This is a genomic window from Pseudoalteromonas sp. 19-MNA-CIBAN-0066 (genome assembly GCF_040308705.1).
GTDB classification, from domain to species: Bacteria; Pseudomonadota; Gammaproteobacteria; order Enterobacterales; family Alteromonadaceae; genus Pseudoalteromonas; species Pseudoalteromonas nigrifaciens.
This window is the reverse complement of sequence record NZ_JBEONZ010000049.1, coordinates 1-16885: the sequence shown is the minus strand read 5'-3', so window position 1 is coordinate 16885 and position 16885 is coordinate 1. Positions and strand designations below refer to the sequence as shown.

The following is a 16885-nucleotide window of genomic DNA, read 5'->3' as shown; positions in this document are numbered from 1 at the left end:
CTGCAGAAAAGTGAAGTGTGGGTGAATAATGTACACAAGTCTCCCGCGTAGGTTGGGCGAGCGTAGCGACACCCGACACTCAAATCATAAAAACATCACCACTAGCCAATGAATGTGGGGTATTTACACTGTGACTTTCTACCGCTGTGGGCACCACGACATTGCCAGGCTCCAAATCGAGATAGCCCGATTGAAAATAATCGGTTTTTTTTACGTCTGCAGAAAAGTAAAATTCAAGTCATTAATAAGTAAAACTCAAAGATAAAAAAATACTATGCTGATAAACTCAAAGTACATTTATTTTAGACTTGTATGAGCATGACAGCATTTTCTAGCCGAGTTTATTTACTGCGACATGGTGAGCTTACGACTAAAGATGTTTTAGCGGGGCATACCGATTTTATATTGAGTAAAAAAGGGTTTGAGCAGTTAAATATCGCCTGTGGCAGGTTAGCAAATATTGATTTAGTTACCTCATCGTCTTTAAAGCGCTGTAGTGAGTTTGCTCGGCAATTTTGTGATTTTAATAAAATACCACTGAATATAACCGACGATATTAAAGAGTTTAACTTTGGTGATTGGGATGGCCAAAGCTATGATGAACTGTGGCAGCATACTAAAACACCGACAATTGGTGACTTTTGGCAAAGCCCTTGGCTCGTGACGCCACCTAACGGTGAAAGTATGGCTCATTTTTATCAGCGCATAACAACGTGGTGGCAGCAATTATTAGTTAATACTATTTGCCAAGGTACTCGCTCACAACTTGTAATTACGCATGCAGGAGTAATAAAGCAATTACTCGCTATTATTTGTCAGATGCCAAAACAGTTAAATTATCAAAATATATTTACTGTCGCTTATGGCAAGGTTATTTGTATCGATATATTTTTTGATGAAAATGGCCAAGCTTGGCCTAAAATTATTTTTTAAAAACGCCTGATCCTCTTTTATCACAATGATATCAGTTGTGGGATTTAGCAGTTATCTTTTTACTTTTTTGAAAACGTGAGTTGCTACACAATGTTTAAAATAGCCCCTTTGAATAATCAATTTGACCACCTTATTCACAATAAAATAAATAATAAAACCAAACCCCTAGGGGCACTAGGTCAGCTTGAACTGATTGCATTACAGTTAGTAAAAATACTATCTCAAACGATAAAGAGTGACGTTGAATTTACTGCATTTAAAGCTGAGATTTGTAACCCTACTTTAGTTGTTTTTGCTGGAGATCATGGGATTGCAGCGCAAGGAGTATCAATTGCACCGAGTGAAGTAACTGCACAAATGGTCGCTAACTTTGTCGCTGGCGGCGCTGCTATAAATATATTTTGTCAGCAACTTGGCTGGCAACTTGAGGTTGTTGATTGCGGTATATTAGAAAAAAGCCCTGCTAGCAAGGTACATGATTGCCGACTTGGTAATATAACCGCCCCGCTTAACTTACACATGGCCATGAGCACTGCGCAAGTAGAGCAAGGGTTTAGTAATGCTAAGTCACTGGTTTTACAGCTTAAACAACAAGGCTGTAATACATTGGCTATGGGGGAGATGGGAATTGGCAATACCACGAGTGCCGCAGCTATTATGGCAGCAATATTAAATTTACCTGTGACGCAATGTGTGGGTAGAGGCACTGGCGTGAGTGACGAATTAATTGCGCGTAAAATCAATGTTGTTGAGCAAGCATTACAACTGCATAAAGCACACTTGGCTGATCCAATAGCGCTGCTTGCTGCAGTGGGTGGCTTTGAAATTGTGCATATTACCGGTGCAATGCTAGCGGCGGCAGAGCAAGGTATGGCCGTTATTGTTGATGGCTTTATTTGTAGTGCTGCGGCTATGGTTGCGATTAAAATTAACCCTATAGTAAAAGAGTATTTAATTTTTGCTCATTGTTCTAATGAACAAGGCCATCAACAAATGTTAAGCAAGCTTGAAGTTAAACCCTTGCTACAATTAGATTTACGCTTAGGTGAAGGCACTGGCGCAGCATTGAGCTTACCTTTGCTACAAGCCGCTCTTGGCTTTTATAACCACATGGCAAGCTTTGCGGATGCCGGTGTTGAGCAGGTTGTATAATATGAGTGACAGTTCACTTTTAGATACCCCAAATAATAAATTACAAACCAAGGTCACGCAGTGGCAGTTAGTATTATTGGCGATTAGCTTTTTAACCCGCATTCCGGTTGCTTTGCGTTTTAATGTTACTAATACTCACCTTAATCAAGCCAGTCGCTATTTTGCATTAGTAGGTTTGTTACTTGGTGGGTTGTTGGCACTTAGTTACTGTGTTTTTCAGCTGTTGTTACCGCCGTCTTTAAGTGTGTTATTAATGATGGCTTTTGGCTTGCTATTAACTGGCGCGTTTCATGAAGATGGCTGGGCTGATGTGTGGGATGGCTTTGGCGGCGGTTGGCAGGTAGAGCAAAAATTAACTATCATGAAAGATAGCCGTTTGGGTACTTATGGAGCTGCGGCATTATTTATAATATTACTGATTAAGTTTCAGAGTCTAGTATTACTTAGTACTTCGCTCACAGCCATTATAACTGCGATATTGCTGGGTCAGTGTTTAAGTCGGGTAATAGCAACCAGTTTAATTGTGAGCATGGATTACGTGAGTGAGGATGCCACCTCAAAAGTTAAGCCTATAGCTATGTATTTGTCGTTTAACAGCTTAGCTATTTTAACGCTCACTGCAGTAATTTTATTACTGAGTTTAATTTTCTTACATATTATTGTATGGCAAACAGCGGTGATTATTATTGCCGTGTTGCTCATTTTACGCAGTGTATTAGTACGCTGGTTTAAGCACCAGCTAGGTGGTTATACTGGAGATTGTTTAGGCGCGGCGCAGCAGTTATCTGAGGTGATTATTTACTTAACCTTAGTGGGCTTATTATGAGCAACAACCATGCACTTATTTTAGGCGGTGCCCGCAGTGGTAAAAGTCGTTTTGCAGAACAGTTAGCGATTAAGAGTAATAAATCGGTGATTTATCTGGCTACTGCACAGCCTAATGACGATGAAATGCAAGTACGTATTACGCGCCATCAAAAAGACCGCCCAGCAAACTGGCAATTAGTTGAAGAGCCCATAGCGCTTGCCAAACTACTTAAAGCCCATAGTAAAGCTGATAACTGTATATTGGTAGATTGTTTAACGCTATGGCTTACAAACTGTTTATGCCATAGCGACAAGCATTGCTGGCAAACGCAAAAAGCTGAGTTATTAGCTCAACTTACAAGCTTACCAGGGCAAGTTATTTTTGTAAGTAACGAAGTGGGGCACGGTATAGTTCCGCTTGGCGAATTAAGCCGTACATTTGTAGACGAATCTGGCTGGTTACATCAAGCATTAGCTGCGCAGGTTTCCCAAGTTGAGTTTATTATGGCGGGTTTAGCGCTTACATTAAAAAATAAACAATAAACCCCTCCTTTAGAAACACACTGCTTAGTTATATATTGTACAACCTGCAGAGTAGGCTTTGTAGGTTGTTTTTAACGAATTACTGCTTCAAATATCTTTAACTTTAACCGCAGGATTTCCAACCACCACGGTGTTGGCTGCCACATTTTTTGTTACTATCGAGCCCGCTCCAATAACGGCGTTATCGCCAATAGTTATTCCAGCTAAAATGATTACGCCTGCACCAACCCATACATTATTACCTATACTAATTGGCTGGCTAAAGTTTTCTTTACTTAATCTTTGCTGCGGATCTAGCGCGTGAGATACAGCTAGCAATTGTACATTAGGGCCTATTAAACAGTCGTTACCAATACTAATGGCCGACTCAGGTAGCGGAGAATCTAAAATGGTGCAGTTAATATTTATAAAGGTACGATCACCAATAATAAGTGTACTACCATAATCGCAGTGAAACCCTGCTTCAATAATTACCTCTTCACCGCAATCAAAAAATAAGCTTTTAATACGCTTTAAATTGCCCTTACTGGGGCTTTTATTAAATAAACGGCAGATATCGCCGGCGAGCTTACGCTGAGTTAAATATTCTTTACTGATACTATTAAATAATTGCATATACTTTACTTTATTCGGCTATTACCCCTAGCTTACCGTATTTTAAGTTTTATTATAATTTGATTAAATTGCTTTATTTTTGCTCGTTCACTTGCCATTTAACTAGTTTCGTTTAAAATTGCGCATCTTTCGAAACGAAACTTAATTGCATATCACTTATGACCAAACGAAACACCCAGCAACGACGTCACAATATATTGGCTCAGGTTAATGAGCTTGGTGAAGTGGTCGTGGAAAAATTAGCTGAGCAGTTTCAAACCTCAGAAGTGACCATTCGAAAAGATTTAACTGCGCTTGAAAAAAGTGGCCTGTTACTGCGCCGTTATGGTGGAGCTATTGCATTACCAAAAGAGATAGTAAGCGATGAGATTGATTCTAAGCGTAAAGTGGCTATAGCCAAGGCTGCAGCCGAACTGATCAAAGATCATAACCGCATTATTATTGATAGCGGGCGCACTACAGCAGCAATGATCCCAGAGCTTGCAAGTAAACAAGGCCTAGTTGTAATGACGAATGCTATTAAAGTTGCTAATCGCTTGCTAGCGCTCGAAAACGAGCCAACATTATTGATGACCGGTGGGACATGGGATCCGCATTCAGAATCGTTTCAGGGGCAAGTTGCAGAAAGCGTACTATGCTCTTACGACTTTGATCAGCTATTTATTGGTGCCGATGGCATAGACGTAAAGCGCGGTACTACTACCTTTAACGAACTAGTTGGCTTAAGCCAAGTAATGGCAAAAGCAGCACGTGAAGTTATAGTGATGGTTGAATCAGATAAAATTGGCCGAAAAATCCCAAATTTAGAATTACCGTGGCAAATAGTAACCACCTTAATAACCGACAATGGCTTAGCAGACGATAAACGCAAAGCAATTGAGGAATGTGGTGTAAAACTAATTTGTGCAGAGATTATGGAATAGCCCGTTAACTTGAATTCAGGTTATAAGCGGGCAAATATTTAAAAAATTAATGGAGACACTATGTGTGGAATAGTTGGGGCAGTTGCAGAACGTCCAGTAAATAAAATTTTAGTTGAAGGCCTTAAACGCCTTGAGTACCGTGGTTACGATTCAGCAGGCGTAGCACTGCTTGATGGCAACACCCTTAAAACTGTAAAAGCAGTTGGTAAAGTAGTAAACCTAGAATCGGCACTTGAGCAATCAGGTGTTAGCGGCCATACAGGTATTGCACACACTCGCTGGGCTACTCACGGTAGTGTAACTGAAGCCAATGCACATCCACATGTTTCAAGCGGCCAGCTAGCACTAGTACACAATGGCATCATCGAAAATCACGTAAGCTTGCGCGCCGCATTAAAAGGCGACGGTTACGAATTTTTATCAGACACCGACACCGAAGTTATGGTGCACTTAATTCACCAACTTCGTCAGCAACACAAAACCTTACTCGCATCAGTACAAGCTGCCGTTAAGCAATTTGAAGGTGCATTTGGTACAGTTGTATTTGATAAAGACAACAGCAACGAAATTATTGTAGCGCGCTCAGGCAGCCCACTTGTTATAGGTTTAGGCCTAGGCGAAAACTTTATTGCCTCTGATCAATTGGCACTACTACCGGTTACTCGCAGCTTTATATTTTTAGAAGAAGGCGACGTAGCACGTATTACACGTGACACAGTAGAAATTTTTGATGCCGATGGCAACGCTGTAGAGCGTGAAGTGGTTGAATCAAACATCACTCAAGATGCATCAGGCAAAGGCGATTACCGCCATTACATGCTAAAAGAAATTTACGAGCAGCCACTTGCTGTACGTAATACCCTTGAAGGGCGTTTAAACAACGACCGAGTAGCAATTGACGCTTTTGGCGACAGTGCACAACAAATATTTAAAGATGTAAAACACGTACAAATTATTGCCTGTGGTACGTCTTACCATTCGGGTATGGTTGCACGTTACTGGCTTGAGCAATTTGCAGGCGTAAGCTGTAATGTAGAAATTGCCTCAGAATTTCGCTACCGCCAGTCGTTTGTACACGAAAAAAGCCTACTAGTAACTATTTCACAATCAGGCGAAACAGCCGATACACTTGCTGCACTGCGTTTAGCAAAGCAACAAGGTTACATGGCGTCAATGACCATTTGTAACGTACCTGGCTCATCACTTGTACGCGAATCAGACCTTGCCTTTATGACCAAAGCCGGCGCCGAAATTGGCGTAGCATCTACTAAAGCGTTTACTACGCAATTAGTTGGTTTGTTAATGCTTACTGCGTCTATAGCGCAAGAAAAAGGCTTTGATCAAAGCGCAATTGTTAATGCAATTAAAGTACTACCTGCAAAATTAGAAGAAACTTTACAGCTTGCAGATAGCATTGCCGAGTTAGCAGAAGAGTTTGCCGACAAGCAGCATTCACTATTTTTAGGCCGTGGTTCACAATACCCAATCGCAATGGAAGGCGCGCTTAAGCTTAAAGAAATTTCGTACATTCACGCAGAAGCCTACGCTGCAGGCGAGCTTAAACATGGTCCACTAGCACTAATTGACGCCGACATGCCGATTATTGTTGTAGCACCTAATAACGAACTGCTAGAAAAACTTAAATCAAACGTAGAAGAAGTACGTGCTCGTGGTGGTATTATTTACGTATTCGCAGATAAAGATTCTCACTTTGAATCAGACAACACCATGCGTGTTATCAACGTAAATCACACTGACGATATTATTGCGCCAATTGTTTACACCTTACCATTACAGCTACTGTCGTACTACGTAGCAGTAATTAAAGGCACTGACGTTGACCAACCACGTAACTTAGCTAAATCTGTTACGGTTGAGTAAAATCAAAAGTTATGATTTTTTTGCACGTTAAATAATGTTTAAAACACTGTTTAATGTGCGCAACTATCGCCAAAGTTCGAATCTAAAAAGTACGCTACTAGCTTTAAAGTATACAACTAAAACGGCCACAATAAGTGGCCGTTTTTTGTATGTATACCTTTTTGATTAAGAATGTATAATTTTCAACTTATATTGGTATATTACTATTAGTAATAAACTTAAGAGTATTCAATAATAGAAATTTAAGTTTAAAAAACAAATACTCACTAAGTTGAATCAAGGCTTAAATGGAGTTAGCTGTGGAAAATAAAATGGGTAACTTTTATTTTCTTTCTTAACACGATGAGCTTTGACCGCATGGAGCAAAAAGCCAATGCGTCATTAGAGTGCGTCAGTAGCCTCACTCAATCTTTTCTTACAAATGTTAAAGCTGAACGTGAGGCTCTTTCAAGTAAAAAAGCAAAGAAGAAAACAGTTAAAAGGCAAAATAAAAACAATATGAGAATGTTAGAGGGAACAACACACAATGGCCAGTAGACCTGTTTTCATCCCGTCAAAGGACTTCCCATTTGTTAAGGAAGTCATGGTTGAATTTAAGTGGCATGCTGGCTTTGCCGTGTCGCAGAAACAAAAATCAATTGTGGAGTTCCATGAAGCTATTGATGCACTTGGGCTAGGAAAATCGTCATTAGAGATTTCTTCGAAAAGTAGTTTGGAAATAGGTACTGCCCTTAGTGCATTTAATTTAAAAGTGGAATTAGGCAATGGCCAATACGTGGCTGTAGAAAACATTTTTCAAGCAGCAAAGATATTTGAACAGGGTGGTCCATTTAAAGATTTGTTACAAACAACACCACTAGAGGCGAAACGTGATATTCGATTAAAAGAATCAGGTGATATGGTCGGTTTTAGAGGCAAAGAAGATGTGTGGCCTTTAGAGCCTAAAACCTTATTTTATGATTGGATATATATAAATGCATTACATCGTCAAAGTGAATTAGCCTCAGCCGTTTTAGAGTTTGATAGTTTTACCGATATTGAATTCAATCCGGCTAAAAGCTTTAACTGTCAGGCTCGCTCTGTTGCATTGTATATTGCTCTATTTAATTCAGGTCACTTACAATCCGTTCTAGAAGACTCGAATAAATATAAGCAACTGATGATGCAAGACGCGGGGGAAACTCTACAAAAGCCTGTACAAAGGAATCTTATTTAAGGATAGGCGCAGTAAATAAAGGTTCGTTTACTGCGAATAAGTCAGACTTTAAAGAAAGTAAATTAAATGCTGCTTGGTACTGCTTTAATTTTTTTTCGCTTGGTAGATGAACAGTTTGAATGTTTTGAGTCGAAATTTGATCTTTGACTAACACTTCAGCTTGAATATCAGTGGTGAAATGCGACGGTAGGTTTTGTCTACTATATATTTTAGATGACGTTTTAACTTGCTCTTTGAACATATTGTCGAACGCATTTAATCCTGGATAAATACCATAATTTTTTGCTGCATTTGAAGCGGCATTACAGACTGAAAACAAAGTGTCTGGCCGTAATAAAGGCTCAGTATTTAATTGCAAAATACACCAATCAAAATGTTTTAATTCCGGGCGTTTAGAATACTTATTTAACAAATACCAATGAGGACGAGATAGGCTTAAGTTAATGTAGTCTCTTAAACCATCAAACCGTTCAGGGTCCATATGATCAACATAATCCCCAGTGTAAAACCCATCATTTGTTAGTTTAAGTTGATCGATTAAAGTTCGGGAATAAATGAATTCCCGCTCTAAAATGCTAAATAGATTTTCAATAGTAGTGAAATGATAGAGGCTATCTATTTTTCTTTCGTTAATACGTTGTGCGATTGTCATTAACTATTGCAACTCAATTAAACTGGTGTCTATTTCAGCGATATACCGAGAGGGTTTACCGGAATAGGTAATAAGTAATGATTTCATTGCTCGTGTCATACAAGTATATAGTAAACGTCTCTCCGTTGTTAAATGAAGCTCGTCGTCAGGCTCGCTAAAGCCCGACTGTATTGGTAAATTGTCGTCATTTAAATCTAAAATAATGACATGATCAAATTGTAGCCCTTTGACTCCCTGCATTGTTAATGCTTTAACTGCGGAACCATTACTATCATTAGCTTTTACTTTTACGACCTCAATATTAGATCCCGCTAATTGTCTAACCACATTGTCAACGCCTTTGTTGGTGCGATGCAGTATGCAAATTGTTTCATCAGGTGCGTTACGTGTTATTTTTTGAATGCTCGCAGCAATAAATGCGTACTCTTCAAGTAAGCTATTACATTTTTTAATAACCGGTTTATCACCCTCGGTCGTATTAACTTCTACACTCGTAAACTCTTCAGAGTCATTGTCTTTGGCTAATAATGATAATGCCGCTTTGGCTATTGGTTGGGGATTACGGTAATTTATTTTAAATTCGACTGTTCGACCACCTGCCACGTTTAAACCGACTTCTTTCCAACTAAAACCACTTTTATAAATACGCTGGGCTGCATCAGCAATTATTGTGATGCTATTAGTCGTTTTAGATACAATTTTAACTAATACTGCCATTTGAGCTTTATTTAAATCTTGCGCTTCGTCTATCACTAAATGAGTGAAAGGAGGATCAAAGGCATTGCCTTTTTCCTTGATAATATTAAGAGTTAGCAAGGCATAATCATCAAAATCAACCTTACCTTGCGCTAGCAACGCTTGATTATATTTTGTAAAGACTTCCCATATAGTTTCTCTATCTTTAGCTGTTACCCTGTCCTTTGTGCCTCTTCCAGAGCGAACTGTTGATATATATTCATCTTTGGAATTAATAAGCTTACCTTTCAACCATGAAATTTCATCTGTGAAAAAATCTAGGGATTTACTCAGAATTCGTGAATTTTCGGTAGTTTCAGGAATAGAACGGATTATTGGAGCCAATATTGACTGTATTTGATTATCGAAAAGTGTTTTCCCATATAAATTTTTACCATTTTGGCGGATAAAAGCAAAAGCCCATTTATGAAAGTTTATTATTTTCATACTAGAGTAATCATTTTCGTTAAGGCTATGGGTTAGCGTAGATAGATAATTTGATAGAGTTGTACCGAAAGTGAAAATAGCAACTTTACTAGGTTCAAACATATCAGCATGGGTATCCATTAAATGGCATGCACGGTAAACAGCCACGGTAGTCTTTCCACTACCGGCAGCCCCCTTAATTTGTATTGGGCCTTCATGATTTAATGTGAGAACTTTTCTTTGTTCACCAACCAAGGTAATACGCTTTAACAATTGAAATTCCTTTTTCTTAACTTACTGATTATTAGTAAATATACCCTTTTGATAATTAATAGTACTCTTAATTAACTTAGTGATAAACTAATTTTGAAGCAAGCATACTCTAAATGTTATAGCCGTTAAGTATTTGAAGTAAGAAAAAACTTAACTTCCCTTTTTGGTAATAATAACTATAATTCCCTTGGTGGGAACTTTGAGGTGAGATGAAGGTCTTAGGAAGAGACAAACTTATAGAGTTTAGTCAAAAGCATGCTAATGCAAAAAAAGCACTTGAAGCTTGGTTTTCAGAAGCTAATGAAGCTGACTGGAGAACACCCCAAGATATAAAGAACCGATATCGAAGCGCAGACTTTTTAGCTGATAATAGGGTGATCTTTAATATTAAAGGTAACCGTTATAGGTTAGTTGTGAAAGTGAGATATCAACATGGTATTGCTGTGATTGAATGGGTTGGAACCCATTCGGAGTATGACAAGCAACGCTTTTAAGGAGGTATTATGGGTCACATTAAGTTAATTAAATCGTCTCAAGATCATGAGCAAGCTTTAGCGCGTGTCATGACATTAATGGATTTTGATCCCGCACCAGATTCAGCTGAAAGTGATGAGCTGGACTTACTGGCATTTTTAATTGAAAAGTACGAGGAAGAAGCGTTTCCTATTGCCTCCCCTGATCCAATTGAAGCAATAAAATTTCGTATGGAGCAACAGGGCTTGATTAAAAAAGATTTAGTGCCTTATTTTGGATCTGCTTCTAAAGTGAGTGAAGTACTAAACGGCACACGAAGTTTAAGCTTGAATATGATTCGTAAGCTAAGCGCAGGCTTAGGGATATCTGCTGATGTGTTGATTAAAGAGCCTTGCGATAAAAGTGCTATCTCAAAAGATATTAATTGGGATGCCTTTCCTATAACTGAAATGCGATCTCGTGGATATTTTGAAGGATTTAAAGGCTCAATAAATGAATTGAAAGAGTATTCAATTGAGAAGCTTAATCAGTTTTTAACGTCTGTACCTAATGGGCTTTCTTTAAAGCCAGCATTGTTAAGAACCACAGCTCATTTACGCTCTAATGACAAAGAGACTGATAGCTATGCTTTATGGGCTTGGCAGGTTAGGGTTTTACAAAAAGCACAATTAGAGCAACTCCCAGTAAAATATGTCAAAGGGACTGTTGATGCTAATTGGATGAAAAAGTTAGCGCAATTGTCATGGTCGGATCAGGGGCCTAAATTAGCTAAAGAGTTTTTAAACCGCCATGGTATTCATTTAGTTATTGAAGGTCATTTACCAAAAACGTATTTGGACGGTGCTGTATGTATTTGTGCAAGCGGGAACCCTGTTGTTGCACTTACATTACGCCACGATAAATTAGATAACTTTTGGTTTTCATTGATGCATGAATTAGCTCACATTGCATTGCATTTAGATGGCACCGAGACTTGGTACTTGGATAATTTAGATGCAGAAGGTGGCGATAAAGTTGAACAAGAAGCCGATGCATTGGCTCAAGAAAGCTTAATACCATCAGGTGATTTGAACCCTTTAGAAATGCAAGATACTAGTTCAGTCCGTAAATTTGCGAGTAGCCTTAGTATCTCCCCTTGTATTGTTGCCGGCAGAGTACGCCATGAGCTCAATGATCATTCTAAATTTGGCAAAGCATTTAGAGATAAAGTAAAAAACCATTTTAAAAAATAAACTTCGTTTTCAATAGTAATGGGTAGGTATGATTCTACCTGTTACTTTACAGCATAAAGTTAGTCGTACTTTTAAAGGCTATTTTTTGTGAGTTCAATTAATAGGTGCACTAATTCACTCTATAACAGTTCTCTTTTTCTAAAACTACATTTAAATCACTAACCCCTACTTAATAAGCGTTAAATACGCTAAAATTGCAGGCTAATTTTTAGCAATGAGCCCACACCTTTATGACCTCAGCCACAAGCCCTAGCACTTTTAACGAACTTGGCCTTATTCCAGAGCTATTAGCTCGTTTAACCGACTTGGAATATACCCAACCTACTCCAATTCAAGCTAAGGCTATTCCTAGTGTGCTTGCGGGCAGTGATTTAATTGCTGGGGCAAATACTGGCTCAGGTAAAACAGCAACGTTTGCGCTGCCAATACTACAAAAAATGTTCCTTGAACAAGGTAGTAAAAGCGCAGCCAGCAAAGGTAACTTTGTAACGGGGCTTATTTTAGTACCTACTCGTGAGCTTGCTACTCAAGTAGCCGATAGCGTTAAATCGTATTCTGCTAACTTTAATGGCGCAATTAAAACGATTGCTGTGTTTGGTGGTGTATCGGTTAATACACAAATGCAGGCACTTCGTGGTGGCGCTGATATTATAGTGGCAACACCAGGGCGCTTACTCGATTTAATCTCAAGCAATGCTATTAAGCTCGATAAACTAAATACACTTGTGCTTGATGAAGCCGACCGTATGCTAAGCCTTGGCTTTACCGAAGAGCTTGCTGAGTTATTAGCGTTAATGCCTGCTAAAAAACAAACTATGTTATTTTCAGCAACTTTCCCAGAGCAAGTTAAGCTATTAACACAAGATTTATTAAACGACCCTGTTGAAATACAAGTTCAAAGCAAAGACGAAAGCACTTTAGTACAGCGTGTATTTAGCGTTAATAAAGGCGAGAAAACCACTGTTTTAGCGCATTTAATTAAAACCCATAAATGGCGCCAAGCACTGATTTTTGTTAATGCTAAAAAAGATTGTGAACACTTAGCGCAAAAGCTTGAAAAGCGCGGTGTTAATGCACAAGTTTTTCATGGCGATAAAGGCCAAAGTGAACGTACCCGCGTAATAGAAAAGTTTAAAGCAGGCGAAATTGAAGTGCTAATAGCAACTGATATTGCAGCACGTGGTTTAGATATTGAAAAGCTGCCAGTGGTTATTAACTTTAATCTACCACGCAGCCCTGCTGATTATATGCACCGTATTGGCCGCAGCGGCCGTGCAGGTGAAGTGGGTTTAGCGCTTTCATTAGTTGATTATGAAGATTTACATCACTTTAAAATAATTGAGAAGAAAAACAAACTACGTCTTGAGCGCGAGCAAGTGGCAGGCTTTGCAGTGAACCAAGCGAATGTTGATGCCGCACAGGCGCTTAAAAACGAAAAGCCAATGGCAAAACCCGAAGGCACGGGCAAGAAAAAGAACAAAAAAGCAGATCTTGAAGACGATGTTTGGGCTGGTTGGCGAGGTAAATCTAAGTAACCGGAGTTCAAGTTAAGTAATTAGAGTAAACATTGATCTAAAAAGCCGACGTTACGTCGGCTTCTTTGTGCTGCATCAGTATTTTATTTATAAAATACGTCTACAGTACCTTTTACTTTTATAAGTAATGGTTGGCCACGACGATCTAGCGCTTTAGGTGCGGCAACTTTGATCCAGCTTTCGCTGATGCAGTATTCTTCAACGTCAAAACGCTCTTTGCCGTTCAGAGTTACACCAATTTCATGTTCGAATACTTCTTCTACATAAAACTTGCTGCGTGGATTAATCGAAAGTTGGTCTGGTAACTCTGGTTTATTTGTATCAGTCATAATTGTGATCTGCATTGAATAGATAGTGCGCTATTGTAGGCAATACAGGTGTTATGCTCAAGCACGACAACAATAAATGCTAATAAAGTTAGCTATTAAATTTCACAGTTAAGCGCGGCGGTTTAAATTAATAACTAACAGTGCAGCTTGTCTGCAATTAATGAAACGTTAAACTAGCCAGTGAAAAGCTCATTTTACGTTGGCGTAAGTCAATACTTTTTAAGGTCACATTCACACGCTCACCAATAGTAAATTTTTGTTTGCTGTTGCTCCACTGTTGTTTGGCAGCATTAAATACAAACTCACCTTGGCTGAAGTTACTCACTGGCACTAAACCCTCAACGCCTGTGCAGTCTAGCTCAACAAAAAAGCCAGCGCTTGATACACCACTAATAGTGGCGGTAAATGTATCGCCAAGGTATTTTTCCATATAGCTACATTTTAAGGCGCTTTCTACTTCACGGCTAATATCGTTGGCTTTGCGCGATTGTGCTGAGCAATGCAAGCTTAATGTTTCTATACTTTCAAGGTTATAAGGGTATGCCTTTTTAGCTAACTTGCTAACGCTAGACGCTTTATTAGCAAACACATTTAAGAAGCTTATCGCCCGCTGTAAACCATTTTGCTGCTTAGCCTGAATTTTGGCGCGAATTGCACGATGGGTTACTAAATCTGCATAGCGACGAATTGGCGAGGTAAAGTGAGCGTAAGCATCGTATGCTAGGCCAAAGTGACCTTGGTTATTAGCCGAGTATTCGGCTTGCGATTGTGAGCGCAGTAATAAAGTACGGATCACGCTGGCATCGCTGCGCTGACTAATGTTATTTAGTAGTTTATTGTAATCGGCTGGCGTTGGCTTATCACCGCCGCCAAGCTGCAGTCTTTTTTCGGCCAGTAGCGTCCGTAGCGTTTGTAGCTTTTTCTGTTGTGGCCCTGCATGTACTCTAAATAATCCGGGGATTTGGTGTTTATCTAAAAATTGTGCGGTACACACGTTAGCGCACAGCATAAATTCTTCAATCATGCGGTGTGCGTCATTGCGCTCTATTGGCTCAATACTGGTAATTTTTTGATTTTTATTCAGATTAAGCTTGAGCTCTTGCGTATCAAAATCAATAGCGCCGCGAAGTTTGCGCGCTGCGCTTAAATCTAAATAAAGATAATGCAAATTTTTAATCAGTGGCGACACATCAGCATTCAATTCGGCTAATTGTTTAGCTGAGCTAGAACTAGGTTTAGCGATGACAGCATGTGCTTGTGTGTAGGTTAGCCTTGCATGTGAGTGGATCAGCCCCTCTGTAAAATTAGCTTGAGTCATTTGACCATCTTGGTTGATGGTCATATCACACACTAATACCAGGCGATCTTCATGTGGGTTTAACGAGCACAGGCCATTTGATAATGCTTCTGGCAGCATAGGAACAACTTGTCCCGGGCAATAAATAGAGGTGGCGCGTTGTTGCACTTCTATATCTAACACATCATTGGGTTTTACATAATGCGACACATCGGCAATAGCGACCAGTAAACGCCAGTTTCCTTGCTCTGTTCTTTCGCAGTATACGGCGTCGTCAAAATCTTTTGCGTCTTCGCCATCAATAGTAACAAACGGAAACAAGCGGTAATCTACACGCGCTAATTTATCTTGCTCGGTTACTTCATTACCAAGTGAACTTGCTTGTGCTAGTAAATCCTTGCTCCAGCTATCTGCAACACCATGACGACGCAGCGCAAGCTTTGTTTCCATACCTGCAGAGTGAGGCTGACCAAGTACTTCGGTTATTTGCACTTGAGTTACATGGCGAAAAGTAGGGTACTGGGTAATTTTAGTGTTTACATACTGGCCCACACTGGTGTTTGCTAATTGGCACTGCGCTACTTGCACTTTTTGTGGGCATTTTGTGTTATCGGCTACTAGCACGTAGTCTGTGCCTTGGCGCTTTAATATACCGGCTAAATGGGTGGTTTTATGCTCAATAATTTTTATTAATTTATTGTTTGAGCGTTTATGACTAGCGGCTTCTTGTAGTATTTGCACTATATCGCCTTCAAATACGTGAGCTAACTGGTTCTTAGCGATAAATAAATCTTTTTCGCTGGCGCTATAATTAACGAAACCAAAGCCATCTGCATGTAGGGTAATTACACCACTCACAAGTAAGGCTTGATCAATAACTTGGTAACCTTTGTGTTGGCTAAACATAAGTTGGCCATCGCGTTCCATGGCGCGTAAACGCCTTCTGAGGGCTTCTTTTTGCTCAGCATTTTTTAGCTCTAAGGCATGCGCGATTTGTTCACGGTTAAGGTTTTTTTTCATTTTGCCAAAAAGGCTTAAAATAAATTCACGACCCGGGATCGGGTTGTCATAAATTGGTGATGATAATGGTGCGGTTGGGTTCAAATTCATAAAACTCTCTTAAATTCGCCCAGCGCTTTTACTGTGTATCTACAAACTAGGAATATAAAAGACTTAAGATTGATAAAGATAAGGTGGAATAAAGCATAAGGCGAGACTGACTCGAACAGTGAGTCGAAAATAAATTAAGCTGCATAGTACATACTCAATTTTAAATGTTTAGTAATACCAATTACTTAATGTAAGTGGTAAAAAATTAGCTCACAGACAAATTAATTATATGTGAGCTGTTAATACACTAAAGCGTATTATTTAACAGTGTTTATATACAAACAATGTTTTCGGCTTGTGGGCCTTTTTGACCTTGAGTAACAGTAAACTGTACACGTTGGCCTTCAGCTAAAGTTTTGAAACCGTCGCCAGAGATTGCACTGAAATGTGCAAACACGTCTGCGCCAGATTCTTGCTCGATAAAGCCAAAACCTTTTGCTTCGTTAAACCATTTTACTGAACCAGTAGTTGTATTAGACATAATATGTATCCTAAAAAATTAATATAAGTGTGCCTGAAAAGAGGCGATTGAGCCGGAAAAAATAGTTAACTTGAGGATAACGCGTAGGATTATTACTAAAACAACTCGGTACTAACAAATAAAACAGAACTTCTTTCAAACTAGTATTCTAAATGGGTTATTGCTAACCCATTAAATTGTTATGCAATTAGATGCAAACAATGTTTTCGGCTTGTGGGCCTTTTTGACCTTGAGTAACAGTAAACTGTACACGTTGGCCTTCAGCTAAAGT

General features: G+C 39.2%; 17 protein-coding genes. 10 read left to right on the top strand and 7 right to left on the bottom strand.

Annotation, left to right across the window (positions count from 1 at the left end; genetic code table 11):
* The first annotated feature begins 312 nt into the window (after nt 1-312).
* The 4 genes from AAEZ18_RS17010 (at nt 313) to cobU (ending at nt 3435) form a co-directional block, all read left to right on the top strand.
* The gene (locus AAEZ18_RS17010; RefSeq protein ID WP_350595331.1) at nt 313-933 is read left to right on the top strand and encodes a histidine phosphatase family protein; all 621 of its coding nucleotides are present in this window, start codon (nt 313-315) and stop codon (nt 931-933) included.
* 90 nt (nt 934-1023) lie between these two features.
* A complete protein-coding gene (gene cobT, locus AAEZ18_RS17005; RefSeq protein WP_182678604.1) occupies nt 1024-2085 on the top strand; it encodes a nicotinate-nucleotide--dimethylbenzimidazole phosphoribosyltransferase in 1062 nt (353 codons plus the stop codon).
* Nucleotide 2086: 1 nt separating this feature from the next.
* A complete protein-coding gene (locus tag AAEZ18_RS17000; protein ID WP_182684132.1) occupies nt 2087-2911 on the top strand; it encodes an adenosylcobinamide-GDP ribazoletransferase in 825 nt (274 codons plus the stop codon).
* Nucleotides 2908-3435, top strand: coding sequence for a bifunctional adenosylcobinamide kinase/adenosylcobinamide-phosphate guanylyltransferase (cobU, locus tag AAEZ18_RS16995; RefSeq protein WP_350595328.1), 528 nt, complete (start codon nt 2908-2910; stop codon nt 3433-3435). Before AAEZ18_RS17000 ends, cobU begins: the two co-directional genes overlap by 4 nt.
* An 87-nt stretch (nt 3436-3522) precedes the next feature.
* Here the strand turns inward: cobU and AAEZ18_RS16990 are convergent, their stop codons facing one another.
* Nucleotides 3523-4050 (bottom strand): sugar O-acetyltransferase, encoded by a 528-nt coding sequence (locus AAEZ18_RS16990; protein WP_011329619.1) that lies wholly within the window; start codon nt 4048-4050, stop codon nt 3523-3525.
* A gap of 158 nt (nt 4051-4208) precedes the next feature.
* Here AAEZ18_RS16990 and AAEZ18_RS16985 point away from each other — a divergent pair, with 158 nt between their 5' ends.
* The 3 genes from AAEZ18_RS16985 to AAEZ18_RS16975 all read left to right on the top strand — a co-directional run bounded on the left by AAEZ18_RS16985 (nt 4209) and on the right by AAEZ18_RS16975 (nt 8070).
* Nucleotides 4209-4973 carry a DeoR/GlpR family DNA-binding transcription regulator gene (locus tag AAEZ18_RS16985; RefSeq protein ID WP_350595326.1) on the top strand — a complete coding sequence of 255 codons (765 nt, stop codon included), beginning with the start codon at nt 4209-4211 and terminating at the stop codon, nt 4971-4973.
* Between the two features lie 60 nt (nt 4974-5033).
* Nucleotides 5034-6854 (top strand): glutamine--fructose-6-phosphate transaminase (isomerizing), encoded by a 1821-nt coding sequence (gene glmS, locus AAEZ18_RS16980; RefSeq protein WP_197182232.1) that lies wholly within the window; start codon nt 5034-5036, stop codon nt 6852-6854.
* 526 nt (nt 6855-7380) lie between these two features.
* Nucleotides 7381-8070 (top strand): DarT1-associated NADAR antitoxin family protein, encoded by a 690-nt coding sequence (locus tag AAEZ18_RS16975; protein WP_193038972.1) that lies wholly within the window; start codon nt 7381-7383, stop codon nt 8068-8070.
* Here AAEZ18_RS16975 and AAEZ18_RS16970 read toward each other — a convergent pair.
* Both AAEZ18_RS16970 and AAEZ18_RS16965 read right to left on the bottom strand, forming a co-directional pair.
* The gene (locus AAEZ18_RS16970; RefSeq protein WP_193038973.1) at nt 8063-8722 is read right to left on the bottom strand and encodes a DarT ssDNA thymidine ADP-ribosyltransferase family protein; all 660 of its coding nucleotides are present in this window, start codon (nt 8720-8722) and stop codon (nt 8063-8065) included. The two genes, AAEZ18_RS16975 and AAEZ18_RS16970, sit on opposite strands and share 8 nt — an antisense overlap.
* Nucleotides 8723-8725: 3 nt before the next feature.
* On the bottom strand, nt 8726-10156 hold the full coding sequence (locus tag AAEZ18_RS16965; protein WP_350595324.1) for a UvrD-helicase domain-containing protein: 1431 nt from the start codon (nt 10154-10156) through the stop codon (nt 8726-8728).
* Between the two features lie 209 nt (nt 10157-10365).
* On the opposite strand from AAEZ18_RS16965, the gene AAEZ18_RS16960 reads away from it, so the two are divergent.
* From AAEZ18_RS16960 to AAEZ18_RS16950, 3 genes are all read left to right on the top strand, one after another.
* On the top strand, nt 10366-10650 hold the full coding sequence (locus AAEZ18_RS16960; protein WP_350595322.1) for a type II toxin-antitoxin system HigB family toxin: 285 nt from the start codon (nt 10366-10368) through the stop codon (nt 10648-10650).
* 9 nt (nt 10651-10659) lie between these two features.
* Nucleotides 10660-11862 (top strand): ImmA/IrrE family metallo-endopeptidase, encoded by a 1203-nt coding sequence (locus tag AAEZ18_RS16955; RefSeq protein WP_350595320.1) that lies wholly within the window; start codon nt 10660-10662, stop codon nt 11860-11862.
* A gap of 230 nt (nt 11863-12092) precedes the next feature.
* Nucleotides 12093-13397 carry a DEAD/DEAH box helicase gene (locus AAEZ18_RS16950; RefSeq protein ID WP_182684134.1) on the top strand — a complete coding sequence of 435 codons (1305 nt, stop codon included), beginning with the start codon at nt 12093-12095 and terminating at the stop codon, nt 13395-13397.
* Between the two features lie 83 nt (nt 13398-13480).
* Here the strand turns inward: AAEZ18_RS16950 and AAEZ18_RS16945 are convergent, their stop codons facing one another.
* From AAEZ18_RS16945 to AAEZ18_RS16930, 4 genes are all read right to left on the bottom strand, one after another.
* Nucleotides 13481-13726 carry a DUF3297 family protein gene (locus AAEZ18_RS16945; protein ID WP_172459242.1) on the bottom strand — a complete coding sequence of 82 codons (246 nt, stop codon included), beginning with the start codon at nt 13724-13726 and terminating at the stop codon, nt 13481-13483.
* Nucleotides 13727-13883: 157 nt separating this feature from the next.
* Nucleotides 13884-16133, bottom strand: a complete 2250-nt coding sequence (gene rnr, locus AAEZ18_RS16940; protein WP_350595318.1) for a ribonuclease R — start codon at nt 16131-16133, stop codon at nt 13884-13886.
* Between the two features lie 271 nt (nt 16134-16404).
* On the bottom strand, nt 16405-16614 hold the full coding sequence (locus tag AAEZ18_RS16935) for a cold-shock protein (RefSeq protein ID WP_007377377.1): 210 nt from the start codon (nt 16612-16614) through the stop codon (nt 16405-16407).
* Between the two features lie 187 nt (nt 16615-16801).
* Nucleotides 16802-16885: cold-shock protein (locus tag AAEZ18_RS16930; protein ID WP_350595333.1), on the bottom strand; the 84-nt coding region annotated here is incomplete at its 5' end.